Below are 16,539 nucleotides of genomic sequence, written 5' to 3' on the forward strand. Positions count from 1 at the left end.
TTTCATTAAAATGAAAAATCATTGAAAAAAAATCAGTTAATTCTAAAACGATTTTTTGATTTCCTCTTTTCAATATTAGGTTTAGTCATCACCTTTCCTTTTATTTTAATATTTTATTTAATTGTGTTTTTTACTTCACAACAAAACGGACTGTATAAAAGCACCCGTATTGGCCAACATGGCCACCCGTTTACCATGTGGAAACTGCGCACCATGAGACCCCACCCTACCCTCAATACTACTGTAACCAGCAGTAGGGATATTCGTATCACACCTTTTGGCCGGTTGTTGCGTCGTACCAAACTTGACGAACTCCCCCAATTATGGAATGTCTTAAAAGGCGATATGAGCCTGGTAGGCCCCCGCCCAGATGTGCCCGGGTTTGCCGATCAATTACAAGGCGATGATCGAAAGATTCTCAGCGTTCGTCCTGGGATTACCGGCTTGGCTACGCTTGCTTTTAGGGATGAAGAAGTTGTTTTGGCAAATCAAACCGATCCCGAACGCTATAACCGGGAGGTTATCTGGCCCGAGAAAGTTCGGTTAAACCGCTACTATTTGGAACATTACAGTCTTTCGTTGGACTTCAATATTTTATTTAAAACGGTTTTTGGCGGGACTATTTCTGTTACCAAAAAGTCGTATCCGACTAAGACATAAGTCCGCTTTGTTATCCGATACAAGACGTGTTGAAGGGACTTGTGTTCTGGGATGGATGGAGACGCTTCACTGCGCTATGCTCCATTCTGAGTAACAATGGGCGTGTCATTTAAAAGGATGCGTTTCTATTTTTTATCTTATATTTGAACCTAAAAGCAATGGGGCTCTTTTTTCAATCCAAAAAATCCATTTTACCGCTCTTAAACGGAATGGTGGATATGCACAACCATGTGTTGCCCGGTATAGACGATGGCGCGGATACCCTAACAGAAAGCCTCCGTATGATGCGGGAGTATGAGCGGTTGGGGATGGCAGGGGTTGTAGCCAGTCCACACGTGATGGATGGGGTTTATGCCAATACCCCTGAAACCATTGGCACAGCCTTTTCTGAACTAAAGGAAGCGCTTGCACATGAAAATTTAAGCGTATCCCTACAAGCAGCAGCGGCAGAATATATGTTGGATGCGACGTTTCAGCAACTATTGCAGGCAGACCAAGTGTTGCCGATTACCAAAAAACACCTGTTGGTTGAAATGTCGTACCTACAACCACCCTTGAATGTAGAAACCTACCTCTTTAATAGCAAACATAAGGGGTATACCCCTATCTTGGCCCATCCGGAACGCTATCCGTTTATCAAGGACGATGCGGCTTATAAGAAGTTTCAGGCATTAGGGTGTGTGTTTCAACTCAACCTATTGTCGTTGACCGCCCATTACGGGCCCCAAGTACAAAAAAAAGCCTTGGCACTGTTGGAAAAAGGACGCTATGCATTTGTGGGCACCGATGCCCATCACGTACACCATTTAAAAAAAATAGGCCAGATAACATTACGCCAGAAACACTATACCCAACTTGCCCATCTCATAGCCAATACAACCAAATTGATGGAAAGTTGATTGGACGCACACGGATGTTGGGGTGTTCACCATCAGCTTATTACCGCTTGCAGCCTTATATGCTTTTGTTTGGCAAGTATTATTGATATTCTTCCGTTAAAAACCATTTTTTCGGTTTACCATCCTAGAAAACTTACTTATCTTTGCCGGCATGAAATACCCTATTATTATCCTACTTTTCCTTTTGCTATCTGGGTGTGCCACCAAAAAGGAAGTTGTTTATTTCCAAGACATTGAGCAGGCCAATTTAACGTTGGCCGATTCGTTGTACCAGCATCCTACCATACAGGTAAACGATATTTTAAAGATCGACCTCACCGCATTGCAAGAAGAAAGCACCCTACCCTTTACATTTGACAAAAGCCTGGGTTCACGGGCCCAAAATACCCAAGCCGAAATTTTAAAATTAGAAGGATATTTGGTGGCAAAAGACGGTAGCATTACCTATCCCCAATTGGGCAAGGTATTTGTTGCCGGTAAAACCAGCCAAGAAGTACAAGCACTATTGACCCAAAAACTATCCGCTTATATTAAAGATCCTACGGTTCGTGTTCGTTTAGTGAACAACAAATTTACCGTTATAGGCGAAGTGAAAGCCCCGGGCACCTATACAGTCAATGAAGAAGCGATTACCCTGCCACAAGCGTTGGGAATGGCCGGCGATTTGACCATCAATGGAAAACGGGAGAATGTATTGATCATTCGCCAAGGGGATAACGCTATGGAAACCAAACACATTGACCTTACCCAGTCTGACTGGATGAATTCCAAATTCTACTATTTAAAACCCAATGACGTGGTTTATGTTACCCCAAACAACAGCAAGGTGCGTTCTGCTGGATTTATAGGCAATGTGGGCACTTTATTGTCCTTGGCTTCCATTTTATTAAGTGCTGCCGTCGTAATTTTTAGATAATCCCCATGGAACAACAAACGCCTCTATCCCCTACAACCTCGCAAGACGACAACCTCAAGGAAATGCTGTTACGCTACCTTCGGTACTGGCCTTGGTTTCTGCTCTCAGCGGTCATTGCTATAGCCGTTGCTTTTTTATATGTGCGCTATTCCCCAAAGCTGTATCAAACAAACACCCAGATAAAAATATTGAAGGAAAATGAAAGCGGGCTGGATTTAACCGGGCTGGAAGGTGCGGGAGCCGTGTTTGATATGAACAAGGTAAACCTGCAAAATGAAATACAAATTTTAACTTCCCGAAGGCTTTTGGAGGATGTTGTGGAAGAAACGGGCATGCAAACCCGTTATTTTATAGCGGGAAATGTAAAAACCGTGGAGCGCTGGAAGACGGAAGTGCCCTTTTCCGTGCGGTGGAAAACAGCCGATTCCATTTTGAACACCTCCGGTCCCGTTGGTTTTCAACTCCGTTTTATAGATGCTGAAACCTTTCGTGTGCGTACCTTAGACACCGAGCCCAGCCTAACCGCAGAAGGAACTATCAACGAAGCTGTTGCACTCAACGGATATGCCTTTCAAATCGTTCTGAAACCGGGTGCCCAGCATTCTGGGAAGGTACTTGCAGACACCGATTACCTGATACGGTTTCAGCCTAAAAACCAGGTGATAAACAGCTTGGTTAAAAACTTACAAGTGAATCCCATTGGTGATAAGAGCGAGGTTTTAACCCTTGGGTTACAAGGCGAGAACCCCGTTAAGAATGAGGCGATTTTAAACAACCTTACCTATCAATTTAATCAAGACGGCATTAAGGACAAGCGCTTGGTTTCGGAACGTACAGGAGAGTTTATAGAAGAACGACTCCGGTTGTTGTTCCGGGAACTGGATACCGTTGAAAGCGGCATTGTTTCGTATAAAGAAGAAAATAAACTGGTAGATATCGAAGCCAATATCGCCCAGTTGTTTACCAAGGAAGGAGCAGCTGAAGCAAAACGCTTTGAACTGGAGACGCAAAAAGCCGTGGCACAAGAGTTTCAGTCCTTACTTAACGAACGGGAAGACTTTTCTCTATTACCAGCTAACTTAGGGATTGAAAGCGAGACCATCAACACCTTAACGGCCTCGTACAACGATTTGATTTTGCAGCGCAACAAATTGTTGGTTTCTTCCACTAAAGAGAACCCCTTGGTGGTCAATCTGGACGAGAAAATATTAGAAACAAAATCAAATATCCTAAAAAGCATTCAAGCCTATATCCGCAGTCTCGAGACTTCGTTAGCTACGGTACAACAACGTGAAAGCACCTCAACCGGAAAGCTTATTGGGTTGCCCAAAAAAGAGAAAGAAATCCGAACGATTATCCGGCAGCGGGACATAAAAGAAAAACTGTACCTCTTTTTACTGCAGAAACGGGAAGAAGCCGCCTTGCAACTGGCTACGGTTACACCCATCATTAAAATAGTAGATTTTGCCTATACCAAGCCTAACCCCGTGGCCCCAAAAACAAGAATCGTGTTTTTAGGTGCTTTTATTGTGGGGCTTTTAATTCCATTTGGCATCCTCTACCTCCGGTTCATGTTAGATACCAAAATCAACAACAAAGAACATATAAAGCAATTGGTACAGCCAATACCGGTTATAGGCGAGATTCCCGAAGTAGAGAAGAAAGACGCTGTATTGTTAAGGCCTGATGACCGTTCTATCACGGCAGAGGCTTTTCGTATTTTACGAACCAATTTAGCCTATTTTAAAGCTGCAGGCAAAGAGCAACAAAAACAAGCCCAAGTAATCTACATTACCTCTTCCACCAAAGGGGAGGGCAAAACCTATACTGCTATCAACTTAGCCAGTTCTTTGGCCGCAATCAATAAAAAGGTGCTGTTGATGGGCTGCGACCTCCGAAACCCCCAACTGCACAATTACATTGAAAAAGACAAGCAGGCATTTGGGGTATCCTCTTATTTGTACGACACCTCGATTACCATGGACGACCTCATCATTCCACAGGTATTGGGAATTTCTAATTTAGACGTTATCCTTTCAGGGGCCATACCCCCTAACCCAGCCGAGCTTTTGCTGAATGGCCGTTTTGAAACCTTAATTGATCAAGCCAAGCAACATTACGATTATATCTTGGTAGATACCGCCCCCACCATCTTGGTAACCGATACCTTATTGATCTCCCAACTTGCAGATGTTACGCTATACCTTACCCGGGCAAATTATACCGAGGTTAAATTAACAGCGCATATTAAAGAAATGTACGAACAGCAGAAACTGACCAATATGGCCCTTATTGTTAACAGTGTTGACGATAAAAAAGGATATGGATACAATTATGGGTATGGGTACGGCTATTCTGATGCACAACCTCCAGCCTGGTGGCAATTTTGGAAGCGATAGCTGAAATTGATTCTGGGTTGTGGATTAAAAAAAGCACGATGTGCTAAATTATTGTACAACTTTTACTGAAAAGTTGTACAATTTTATTGAAAAACTTGTACAATATTTGTTCAAAATACTAAGAAGTTTTGGGAAAACTCTCGGGAGTTTTTGTTGTATCAACCATATGTTTTTAAAAAACACCTTATCGTTTTTATTTTAATGCTTTGGTTTTATTAAAAACAGCTGGTCAATTAGTTGATGTATCACCGTTATCTTACCAGATTTTTAAGCTACTATTTCACTATAATAGCGCCTTCCATCCTACATTAGAAACAACAACCGCTCTAAAAAGAATACGTATAGATAAGCCCTGCCCCTATTTTATCTTGCCGTTGATCGTTATAATCGTATCCAACTTCCAGTGAAAGGCCCCCTTTTTCAGAAAGCCGGTAGCTCGTTTTTAAATAGGCGTACAGCCTATTTTCCTTAGGTATGATGGGGTTAACATAGCTGCCTAAGTTTTTGGTGATGCTCACTTTTGCCATCCAACCCCATTTCTCGATCCCTCCCAACAAAGCTGCGTGAATGCCTTGTACGCGATTGTTTTCAATTAATTGATCAACGGGCGTATTCTCAAAAAAAGGAAAACCAATAATTGCAACATCATAGCGCCAGCCTGTTATATAAATGCCATTATTAAAGTAATTGTCCCGACCGCTACGTCCAAAACGTCCACTTTGACTGACCGTTTGCACATATTCTAGAACAACACCTTTTAAAAACCCAGTGTATGCTTCTCGATTTGGCTTATAATACAAGCCCCAAATACCATCAGGGAAATTTTTCAAGGCCGTGCCCGACCCGTCTTCAAACGGGTGTTGGTGGTACAGTTTAAAGCTTCCTATTGCCGGGGTGTACGTATATTCAAAATTATAAAATCCTAAATGGTTTCCTAAGGCATTCCCACGTTCATTGGCATTATCGTCTTCGGAAGAATTCTTTGCCAAAAACACTTTAACAAAGTCTGTGAATGCTGTTTTTTGTTTTCCAAATTCGGGGGATCTTCCTCCCCATTGAGCATAATGTTCAATCCCCAATCGTATGTTGCTTTTATTGCTTAGTTGCCAATTGGCATAGAGTTTCTTATAATGCAGCATCGTCCCTTTAGTGTCCCTATTATCATTCAACTCATAATGGCCCATGGCGGCTTCAAGCCCCAAGTTCTTAAATAAAGAAATTGGTGTTGCCGTTTCCAACAAGATCCCGGGAATGGCCCTGGCATTGCCCGACATCAAGAAGTTGTCATTGACTACCGATAGCCCTTGAAACCGATCTCTCGGGTTTTTGGCGCCCACCGTGGCTTTTAGCCATGAATTTTCAAACTGCAGGTAGAGTTCATTTCGCTGTACCTTATCTTCCACTCCATTTCGTATAAAAAGACCGACCCCAGCCGTTAGTTTTGCTTTATTAGCTGCAGAAAATTCGTAAGTCCCTTTTGTGGCTGCTTGAAACAATCCGTCTGTTTGTGGCGATAAAGCCCCGTTATTATTGGTTACCATCCAAAAAGGCAATTCGTCTTCAGCAGTTAGATAGCCAGAAGCCGAGACGAAAGAATTAATTTCAAAGTTCTGGGCCGTTGCCGAACATGATAGTGCGAAAACGATGAGGGTTCCCGTTAATTTGAGATTTATCCTACGGTTTATAGTTGTTGCTGTATTCATGAGAAACCCGGTTGTTGCATGTCATTTTGGAAGTGGGGCAAAAATAAGGGTTTTTTGGGGGTAATTAGTGGATTTTCGGGGTTTATGTGGGTGCGTTTTTTTGTTGGTATGAAGGTGTTGATTTTGTATTTGGGTTTTTGCTGCCCCCCGCCTTGGCCCCCTACTTCGGCTACGTCTTTCTATCGGCAGACGAGCTCAGCACATCGCCTCAAGGGGGGATACTTCGTACTGTCCTACTTCGACTTGGCCTGCCTAACGGCAAGGCAGGCTCAGCACAAGCTCTCAAGGGGGTAATTCCTTTGTATTGTCCTACTTCGACTCGGCTCAGCACACCGCCTTGAGGGGACCTTAGGGGTGTACGGCTACTTGTTTATTCCCCCGGTTTGAACACCCCCCGTAGCCCCCTACTTCGACTACGTCTTTCTATCGGCAGACGAGCTCAGCACATCGCCTCAAGGGGGGGGAATCCTTTTGTATTGTCCTACTTCGACTTGGCCTGGCTGACGGCAAGGCAGGCTCAGCACACCGCCTTGAGGGGACTTTAGGGGTGTAAAATGTTTTTATTTTAGCTTCGGAAACTACTTCGAGATCGAATTCTACACGATTTAAATGTTAATGTCAGCCTTCGATTCCGATTTCGGTTTCAGCTTTCGATTTCGATTTGTCCAAGGCTTCGTACTTGGAGTTTTTGCTTACAAACTCACTGACTAAGTCCTTTAATTTCCCTACTACTTCTTTATCATCGTATCGAAGGGCGGCTTCTATGATCTTGACCACCTTGGCATCCACTACATTAAAATCTTTGGTCACATCTTTCCCTATCATAATTTTCTCATGATGGGTGGGCAAGGCTTTGCTGGTATCGCTTATCAATTCTTCATATAACTTTTCCCCCGGGCGCAATCCAGATATTTTTATTTCAATATCGGTGTACGGGCTGTATCCTGCCAGTTTGATCATTTTGATGGCGAGGTCCATGATTCGTACGGGTTCGCCCATATCAAAGATAAAGATTTCACCGCCTTTCCCCATAGCACCGGCTTCCAATACCAGTTGACAAGCTTCGGGGATCGTCATAAAATACCGGATGATATCGGGATGGGTAATGGTAACCGGACCGCCTTTTTCAATCTGTTTTTTAAATAAGGGCACCACACTGCCATTAGAGCCCAAGACATTGCCAAATCGGGTGGTGATAAACTTGGTTTTGCACGGTTTGCCGGTACCGTTGGTATAGAAATTACGGGATTGCACGTACATTTCGGCAGCCCGTTTTGAAGCGCCCATCACATTGCTCGGGTTCACCGCCTTATCGGTAGAGACCATGACAAAACGGGATACTTTATTGATAACCGAAAGGTCGGCTAGGTTTTTGGTACCATAGATATTGGTCACCACCGCTTCGGGACAGTTGTTCTCCATTAACGGCACGTGTTTATACGCCGCTGCATGATACACTACATCGATGTTGTAGGTGTTGAAAAAGGTTCTTAATCGGTTTCTGTTGGCCACATCGCAGACAATACACTTAAAATTAAAATTAGGATAGCGGTTCATCAGCTCCAATTGCAATAAATGCAATGGAGTTTCGGCCTGATCGAGTATCAGCACCAATTTTGGACTGTACTTGGTCAATTGCCGTACAATCTCACTCCCAATGGAGCCTGCTCCGCCCGTTACCAGCACGGTTTTGCCTTGTAACTGCTTGAATTTTTCTTGAGAATGCAGCTCAATGGGTTTCCGTTCCAACAAATCTTCAATTTGAAGGTTCCTTACCTGATTTGTCACCGAGGTGTTTTTATTGTAATCTTGCACCAAAGGAGAGTTATAGACCTTGATATCATGGTTTAAACAATCTTCCACCAACGTGAATTTCTCTTTGGCCGAAAGGGTACTGCCCGACAAGATGACCGCCTTTGCATTTAGTTCGAGCACTGCTTGGCTTAATTTGTCCTGTACGTTAAGCACTGGTTTACCTAAAATAGACAAGTGTTTTTTGGACAGTCGGTTGGTTGCAAACCCTTCTATTTTGAAGCGTTGCGGATGTTCCAGCTCCAAGGCCGAAGCAATGGATATGGCATTTTCGTCTATGCCTATAATCACGGCTTTTTCAGACTTGGCTGTTGCCTGAAATAGTTTAAAATATTCATAAAACTGCTTTACCGCTAAGCGGAACAGAAAAAGGAAGGTAAACGAAAAAAACGTATAAAGGATAATAGAGGTGTTCAAGAATATTTTTTCGCCCAAGATACTTGCCATAACCACATTGATTATGGACAACAATATAAAGGTGCTGAAACTGGCCAAAAACAATTTTAATGCATCCATAAAAGAAGAATGGCGAATAAGGCCCGCATAGGTTTTATATAGCAACATACATACAATGTTGATGCCTATGGCAATTAAAATCTGCTTGGCTATTGAAATAGGGGCTAGTGGTTTAATGTGCAGGCCGCTCAACACAAACACTGTTAACGCAACTGAACAAAACAACAAAAAAACATCAATACACAATACCAACCACCGAGGCAGGTATTTTATATTTCGGATATCCAATTTGTTTTGCTTTGAAGAAACGATAACCTTCAAAGCATTGATGAGTTTATTCTCCATACTTCATGTCTAGTTAAAACATTGGGGAGTCATTAACTAAAATACGTTCTTACGGCATTTTCAATCCGTTCTTTCTCAAGATCTGTCAAATTTGATCCTGAAGGCAAACAGAGGCCTTTCTTAAATAAATTTTCAGCAGTACCATCACCAAAACAGGCTGTTCCTTTATAAACGGGCTGCAGGTGCATAGGCTTCCACAACGGCCGGCTTTCTATGTTAAGGTTTTGCAAAAATAGGTTTAATTTTTCAATTATTTGCTTTTTATCGGATTTTTCATACGTTATAGCGGTGAGCCAGTGGTTGCTATACACTTGTTCATTAGGTTCTGTGAACACCGTTACGCCGTCGATGTCTTGAAACAATGCTTGGTAAAACGCATGGTTCTTTCTTCTAAGCGCAACGTGTGCATCCAATACTTCCATTTGTCCCCGACCTATGCCCGCGGCGATATTGCTCATGCGATAGTTGTAACCTATTCGCGAATGCTGGTAATGCGGCGCATCGTCTCGCGCTTGAGTGGCCAGAAATATGGCTTCGTCCTTGGTTTGTTTGTCCCTGCATACCAAGGCACCACCGCCAGAAGTGGTTATGATCTTGTTTCCGTTGAAAGATAAAATGGAAAGGTCACCAAAGGTACCGCATTTTCTGCCTTTATATGATGCCCCCAGTGCCTCGGCCGCATCTTCAATTAAAAAAACATCGTATTTTTTACAAATTGCTTCAATCTCGTCTATTTTCGCGGGCATTCCGTATAAATGAACCGCTATCACGGCTTTTGGTTTTTTCCCTTTTTCTATTCCTGCTTGTATGGCCTCTTCCAAATAGATAGGGGACATATTCCACGTTTCTTCTTCACTATCAACAAATACAGGGGTTGCCCCCAGATACGTAATTGGGTTTGAAGTGCCACAAAAAGTAAACGTTTGGCACAACACCTCATCTCCAGCGCTAACTCCGGCTATGTCCAAGGCCAAATGAATGGCACCGGTTCCCGAAGACACACATGCTACATGGGAATCATGCCCCAGATAGGCTTCAAGATCGTTTTCAAAACCGGTAACGTTGGGGCCTAATGGTGCAATCCAATTTTCGGCAAAAGCTTCGGCTATATAACTTTGTTCGGTTCCTCCCATATGCGGCGAGGAGAGCCAGATTTTATCTTTCATTTTCTATATTTTTTCACTTGAAAAGCTATCGTACGTTAAACTACGTACTTTCTTTTGTTATGGTTTGCCATACTGGGGTTATTTATTTTTAAGCATATTTTTTTCGAAGTATATCCATCTAAATTTAGCTCTCTCTTTATTATAGATTAAAATATATGATATTTTATATCAATGTTAACCGTAGCATAGCATAATATATTTTCAAAATGATCTTATTAAAAAATGCATGCTATTTGAAAAAATCATCGCCACGCCTCAAAAAGATACATTTTTTCACAGCTGATTTTAAGAAATTCAATAAGTTAAATTTTCAAAAGACCGTAAAGTGTTTTTTTTAACTGATTTTATAATTTTTTTATAAAAATATTCTAAATTCTGTTGTCTGCTTCCTAAGGTACCATATGAACGTGAAGCTATATGAAGAATTTGTTTAATCCATTTTTCTTTATCTAAAGCAAGTATTGTTTGGGGTTGAAACCCATTGGCAGTTTTCCATGGAAGACCTGAACTGCCAAGAACCGGGGTGTTATTTTCAATAGCTTCAAAGAATGAATAGCAAAAACTTTCAGATTTTGATGGAACAACAGCTATATCTATATGCGTGTAGATATCCTTAAGCTCTTTATATGCGTATTCTCCTTTAAAAACAACTCGTTTTTCTAAATCCAATTGAAGGATCATTTTTTCCAATTTTCTTTTATAGGTTTTATTTACGACTATTCCATAAATATGGAACACCATATAATGAGGCAATTGCGGCATGATACTGATTATAAATTCAATATTCTTAATTGGGGCAACACGTCCGAGATAACCAATAACATATTGTGAAGATTTTTGTTGATGTTCAGGCTCTTTTGTGAATGTATTTTTTAACGAATTATTAAACAATAGACTACGGTAGTTTTTAAAGATCGGATATGATTTAAGTTTTTCTTCTTCGGATGAATAATGAACATAAATTGAATTCCCGGATGTTTTAAGCAACCTCTTATATAATCGAAGATAAAGTTCTTTTTTAAAATTTAATGACCCTTCTAATAATTGACCGCGTGTGCTAATTAGCAAGATTTTTTTTTTTGAAAATAAAGTTAGTATAAGCGGTATCAAAGAGAAAGGGATGCTGTAAATAGAGTTTATCCAAATAACTTCACTGCTATTAATTATTGCCAATAGTATTCTGGTATTGAACTTTGGTATAAGCACCACTCTATGCTTTGCAATAGAATCTTCAACAGCTGTATTCTTAAAATCGTTACACTGGGTAATAATTTGATATTTATAGTTATCCTTTAAGAAGTCACAAACCCCAATAATTGATTGTAAAGGCCCATCGGCACCAACACCAACTTTATGATACGGTAATATGATACTAATCATTAAAGATTTTTATTTTGAATGTTGCAAATATAAGTTATAAGTTTTTATACAAATGAGAATAATTATTGGAAGTTTTTTTCAAAATATACCGACGGCTATTTTCTTTACCTTCAGCAATTTTCCTCTTTATGAAACCCGGTTCATACAGGTTTTCAAAAGCATTTTTTATTTCAGAGATATTCAATGGGTTTACAAATAAAGCGCCAGTGCCAATGTTTTTTAAAGGCGCTAATTTTGAAGTAATTACAGGAATTCCAAACGCTTGCGCCTCAATGACCGGGAGGCCAAACCCTTCTGCTTCCGAGGCAAAATAAAGCACATCAGTCTTGTGATACAGCCCGTATAGTTGTTCCTCGCCTAAATTGGAATACACGTTAGATCGCTCGTGAATGTCGTGTTGGGCTATTAATGCCTGAATGGCCTCCGTTTTGGAATGGACAAAATGATAGTGAAGGTTCAAGCTTTTTGTGGCCTCAATAAACCGCCTGTAGTTTTTCAATGGCTTGTTCCCTATTTGCAACACCTGCACAGGACGTTCTTTTGAAAAAATCCGTTCCCTTGTTTTTATTTCTTTCTCAGGAACCGTCAAGGGATTGTGAATGACCGTAATTTTATCGTTGACATGGTTAAAATATCGCAGCAGCTGGTTTTTGGTTTCATTGGAAACGGCCACGATTTTATGGCTGAAACGTATGGGCAACCGATAAAAAAACAAATTATAGATAATCCCTTTTAATCCTTTTAACTGCTGATAATGATAGAGGTCATGAATGGTGAGCACCCTTTTTTTAAACGGAAAGGCCATCACCATATAATTACAGCCGCCCGTAATGTGCACAATATGTGTTTTGGACACCAAGGAACCAAAAAAACACCTAATAAACTGAAAAAAATCGTAGGTACGGCGCAACGTGAGCTCTTTATACTCCAATATACTTTTTGTGTCTTCCTTTAAGCAACGGTACACAGCATGGTACACTTTTTCTATACTGTAGTTGCCTTTATGGGCCTTACGGAACACCAACAGTACTTTTTTATTGGGCATTGCCTTTGGGTTTTGAAGTAAAGGTAAGCAACTTGGCCACATCTTTTAAAACCATATTTCTTGTTTTTGGCGCGATGTGTTTGTATTGTAAATAAAACAGGGCTCCTATTGGAATCAACAGCAGCATTTCGGCCCAAAAGGTAGGGAGCGCGTAATGTACATATAAAACACCTGCTACGCTCAAAATGGCGAAAAGAGGCAAGATAAAGCCCGGTTTTTGTTCTTTCTCCACAGAAAGGGTAGCATAAGCATGGTAGGGCAACCAAAGCGAAACCACAAACAGTTCAGAAAAAAGCATTCCAAACACGATACCGTACCATCCATACCCCTTGAACAAAAAAGCAACGGTAAAAAACAGGATTGTTCTCATTACTGAAGTCAACAGCACCACGTTTGTTTTGTTGATCCCCATAAAAAAGGCTGTGATAATACGGCCGTAATTTTGAAAAAGGAGTATCACCACCAACAAATTAAAAAGAGCCAAGTTGAAGGAGAGGTTTCCGCGGGTCCAAAACTCGAATAATGATTCTATAAACCACAGGGAGAGGATAAATCCGCCCATAAGCGCCACACCGGTAATGAACCAATAGAGTTTGAACACATCGGTTATTTTTTTTAATTTGTTCTTTGCATATAGGTTGATTAATTCGGGTGCCAATGGGGTTCGCAATAAATCGGAAATTTTCAATCCAAAATTCACCAAGGTCCGCGTGGCCACAAACAACGGCAAAAAGGACGTGCCTACAAAAGCACTTAACAGGAGCACCACGCCATCATTGCCCAAGCGGTCCAGAAAATTGCTTACGGCAAATGGGATGGATCGTTTCATATTGATAATCCCTAACTGAAAACTTCCCGATTTCCACCACGGGAAATACGCTGGGAGCAACCGCTTCAACTGAAACAAGACCAAAAAGGAATAGCAAGATTTCGTCAAAAACCAGACCATGGCTAGGCGAATAAGCGATAGGTTCGCCACCGCAGCATAGACCAAGATGAAAAATTCCACTATTTTCTCGATTACAGCAAACTGGAACGACTTATAGATCAATCCAAAAGGGTTCAATGTTTTTACAACAATGCCCCTAAACGACCCTATGGCCATGCGGTAGCAAAACAAAATCCCCAAAACGATGGCTACGTGCGCGGTGTTTATGTGTGTATCCAAAAAAAAGGCCAGTACGCCACTCATATACAAAAGAACTACCAACGTTAATTGAACAATACCCATCACGACGTTTGCCCGCCACGCCGAACCCAAAACCATCTTGGCCGCAGCTGTGTCTTGATGTACCAGTTGGTTAAACTGATTTCCCACATAGCTGGCGTGGCCAAATTCCAGTACCTGTATTAAATTGAAAATGGTAATGATGGTAATCCAAGTACCGTAAAGCTCCAAATCCCAATGGGTCAACAATATAGGGATCAACAACAGCGAAAAAAGGCTCAGCACCGCAATATGCATTGCCTTGTACCCAAATGATTTGAAAAGCGTTTTAGCCATTGTTTAGTATCGCGTTTTTACCGTTATTTTTCCGGTTTGTTCCGTTGAAAATACATCTTAAACCACGGAAGGCAAATATATCGACTTTTGCAAAAGAGGATGGTTCACGGGCAGTTTTAACAGAACAGCCCTAAAAAACATAACCCAATAAATCAATATCCCGTTCGTAAAGACGGTTTACGAGCTTGCGGGAGGCATCAGTATAGGCTTGTTGATACGGAAGCGTTTTTTGGGGACTGAAATTGAGGTGCTTCAGTATTTTGGGGTGTTTTTGTAGCAGCAGAAAACTCTTTTTTGAAACTATGCCCTTTTCAATAGAACGATTGTGTTTTGGGAGCTGGGAGAATGGGATGGACAAATGGTCTGCAATGATGGAAAAATCGGCATTCAACTGTTCAAACCGGCCCATAAAATCGACCAATAGCTCATTTTGGGTATTAAAAATAAAATCGGTTTGCGGTTTAAAGAATCCATGCTCTTTTTCGAAATATTCAGGCAAATAACGGTTAATGAACGTATTGAACCCTATTAAACTTGAAAACCCACGGAATTTGTAAAAAGAGAGCATCCGTTCCCAAGGGTTCCTAACGATGGTGAACTTAAAATAAGTTTCAAACTGTTCTTGGTTTAAATACCCATATTTCACATATTCCTTAGCAGTTAAATGTGCTAAGCGTTTTGGACCTTTTTCAGGATTCGGGTTATAGCGCAACAAATACCCTGGACCGTCTTTCTCCCTATTTTTTCCCAAATGCTTCAACATGAAATTTTCCACACTTTGTCCTGCGGTTTTTGGGATGTGCACAAAGAGGGCCTTATGTTCGGGAATGAGCATTAAAAATCGTAATTAAAAATGTTCAAGTCTTCTTGGAACACTTGGGTTATGATCGCTTTACTGCTGATGGACAACACGGTTCTATAATCAACGGTTTCCGATTTTTTCTTCCAAGGTAAAGGCGCGGCATGGTACTGTAACTGCAACTTTTTGTAATCCTGTTCTAAATTTTCAAACCTGATGAAGTTGACAGGGTACTGATTATCGGTCTTCAACCAGTGCGTTTGGGGCATGAACATAAGTTCCCTGTCCCTGTAAAAAGGATCTTTTTCAAGATATGCTTTATGTATCCATTCATCTATTGAAATAAGCTGGGATCGCAAGTTGTTTTGATTGTGCTTGCGTCTGTAATAGTACTGGGAGCACACCCTGTCATACGGATTTCTAATGGAAGCCCAGATTGCTGTTTGTTCTGGTAGTTGGCTGCCAAATTTCTTAAAATACAAGTATTCATATTCCTTTACTGTATAATGGGCTTCTGTAATGCCCAGCCCTTGCGCTATGGAAGAACCCGCCGTTTTGTTGATGTGGATGAACAACGGTTTTTTTTGTTGCGCTATGTTCTTTAAATAGCGGTTCAAGGTATAGGGCCTGACCATTTTTTTTAAATAAACCGTTTCGTAAACCCACCACCTACTGTATAGCATAGCCTAATTTTTTTGCGGGGTTCACACAGTATTCTTGGTAGAAGTCCATTTCAGAAGGTGTTATTGCCTTCCAGTTCAAAGAAGGGCTTTCTGAGCGTTCTTTCTTAAAAATGGAAGCTATTTTCTGTTTAGTCGCAAATTCCAAAGCGGTATTATGTTTTGGGAGTTTCCAAGTGTCCTTTTCTGAAACCGGAAGACCCATATCGCTTACAAAATTTTTTAAGTGGCTTGAAGAACCCACCAAGTCTTCAAAACGATAGATGGGCAAGTTTGATTTTAAGAAATATTCGTGCACCTCGCCATAATACCAACACAACTTCTGAAACCGCGATAATGTGTGCCATGTTGCAGAAACAGCGTCGCTATTATCTGGAAACTGACTGCACAGGACATCGGATTCCGTAAACAACTTCCTAACAAACACACTTTCCAAATAGGTTTTGGGATGCCTTACGACGCCTATTTTGCGCCATCCCAAGGATTTCAACAAGGTTTCATCGACAAACCTGAAGTACGGATTGACCTCTATATAAGTGCTGCAATTCAAATTATTTACCGTGGTATTGCGGTGTTCAAAATAGCCTTTGACAAGGTTAGAAAACTGATCAATTTGGGACAAAAAAAACAAGGGGACATCTTGCCGTTCCTTTTCATGAAAGCATTGCACGTTTTCAAAAGTGTTCAAAAACTTAGAAAGACTTAGGGTAGCTGTTCTTCCAATGGAAGTAATCAAGATTTTTCTCATAGCACCTTATTATGCCGTTGGTTTTTT

At 41.1% G+C, this 16,539-nt stretch carries 13 protein-coding genes; 4 read left to right on the plus strand and 9 right to left on the minus strand.

Annotated features, from left to right (window positions below):
• Positions 1-21 precede the first annotated feature (21 nt).
• The 4 genes from DDV96_RS05610 to DDV96_RS05625 all read left to right on the plus strand — a co-directional run bounded on the left by DDV96_RS05610 (position 22) and on the right by DDV96_RS05625 (position 4,874).
• Entirely contained in the window at positions 22-660 is a 639-nt protein-coding gene (locus DDV96_RS05610; RefSeq protein ID WP_116693774.1) for a sugar transferase, read from the plus strand.
• 158 nt (positions 661-818) lie between these two features.
• Positions 819-1,559: a tyrosine-protein phosphatase gene (locus DDV96_RS05615; protein ID WP_116693775.1), complete on the plus strand. Its 741-nt coding sequence runs from the start codon at positions 819-821 to the stop codon at positions 1,557-1,559.
• A 151-nt stretch (positions 1,560-1,710) separates the two neighbouring features.
• Positions 1,711-2,475, plus strand: coding sequence for a polysaccharide biosynthesis/export family protein (locus DDV96_RS05620; RefSeq protein WP_116693776.1), 765 nt, complete (start codon positions 1,711-1,713; stop codon positions 2,473-2,475).
• 5 nt (positions 2,476-2,480) lie between these two features.
• Positions 2,481-4,874: a GumC family protein gene (locus DDV96_RS05625; protein ID WP_116693777.1), complete on the plus strand. Its 2,394-nt coding sequence runs from the start codon at positions 2,481-2,483 to the stop codon at positions 4,872-4,874.
• Positions 4,875-5,200: 326 nt separating this feature from the next.
• On the opposite strand, the gene DDV96_RS05630 is transcribed toward DDV96_RS05625, so the two are convergent.
• From DDV96_RS05630 to DDV96_RS05670, 9 genes are all read right to left on the minus strand, one after another.
• Positions 5,201-6,577: a capsule assembly Wzi family protein gene (locus DDV96_RS05630; RefSeq protein ID WP_116693778.1), complete on the minus strand. Its 1,377-nt coding sequence runs from the start codon at positions 6,575-6,577 to the stop codon at positions 5,201-5,203.
• Between the two features lie 618 nt (positions 6,578-7,195).
• On the minus strand, positions 7,196-9,190 hold the full coding sequence (locus DDV96_RS05635; protein ID WP_116693779.1) for a polysaccharide biosynthesis protein: 1,995 nt from the start codon (positions 9,188-9,190) through the stop codon (positions 7,196-7,198).
• Between the two features lie 32 nt (positions 9,191-9,222).
• Positions 9,223-10,356 carry a DegT/DnrJ/EryC1/StrS family aminotransferase gene (locus DDV96_RS05640; RefSeq protein WP_116693780.1) on the minus strand — a complete coding sequence of 378 codons (1,134 nt, stop codon included), beginning with the start codon at positions 10,354-10,356 and terminating at the stop codon, positions 9,223-9,225.
• A gap of 294 nt (positions 10,357-10,650) precedes the next feature.
• Positions 10,651-11,736: a glycosyltransferase gene (locus DDV96_RS05645; protein WP_116693781.1), complete on the minus strand. Its 1,086-nt coding sequence runs from the start codon at positions 11,734-11,736 to the stop codon at positions 10,651-10,653.
• 34 nt (positions 11,737-11,770) lie between these two features.
• The gene (locus tag DDV96_RS05650) at positions 11,771-12,781 is read right to left on the minus strand and encodes a glycosyltransferase (RefSeq protein WP_165805971.1); all 1,011 of its coding nucleotides are present in this window, start codon (positions 12,779-12,781) and stop codon (positions 11,771-11,773) included.
• Positions 12,771-14,285: a lipopolysaccharide biosynthesis protein gene (locus tag DDV96_RS05655; protein WP_116693783.1), complete on the minus strand. Its 1,515-nt coding sequence runs from the start codon at positions 14,283-14,285 to the stop codon at positions 12,771-12,773. Before DDV96_RS05655 ends, DDV96_RS05650 begins: the two co-directional genes overlap by 11 nt.
• Positions 14,286-14,415: 130 nt before the next feature.
• Positions 14,416-15,120 (minus strand): sulfotransferase family 2 domain-containing protein, encoded by a 705-nt coding sequence (locus DDV96_RS05660; RefSeq protein WP_116693784.1) that lies wholly within the window; start codon positions 15,118-15,120, stop codon positions 14,416-14,418.
• Entirely contained in the window at positions 15,120-15,767 is a 648-nt protein-coding gene (locus tag DDV96_RS05665; protein WP_116693785.1) for a hypothetical protein, read from the minus strand. Before DDV96_RS05665 ends, DDV96_RS05660 begins: the two co-directional genes overlap by 1 nt.
• A complete protein-coding gene (locus tag DDV96_RS05670) occupies positions 15,754-16,512 on the minus strand; it encodes a hypothetical protein (RefSeq protein ID WP_116693786.1) in 759 nt (252 codons plus the stop codon). Before DDV96_RS05670 ends, DDV96_RS05665 begins: the two co-directional genes overlap by 14 nt.
• Positions 16,513-16,539: the final 27 nt, after the last annotated feature.

It is taken from the genome of Marixanthomonas spongiae (assembly GCF_003095375.1).
GTDB lineage: Bacteria > Bacteroidota > Bacteroidia > Flavobacteriales > Flavobacteriaceae > Marixanthomonas > Marixanthomonas spongiae.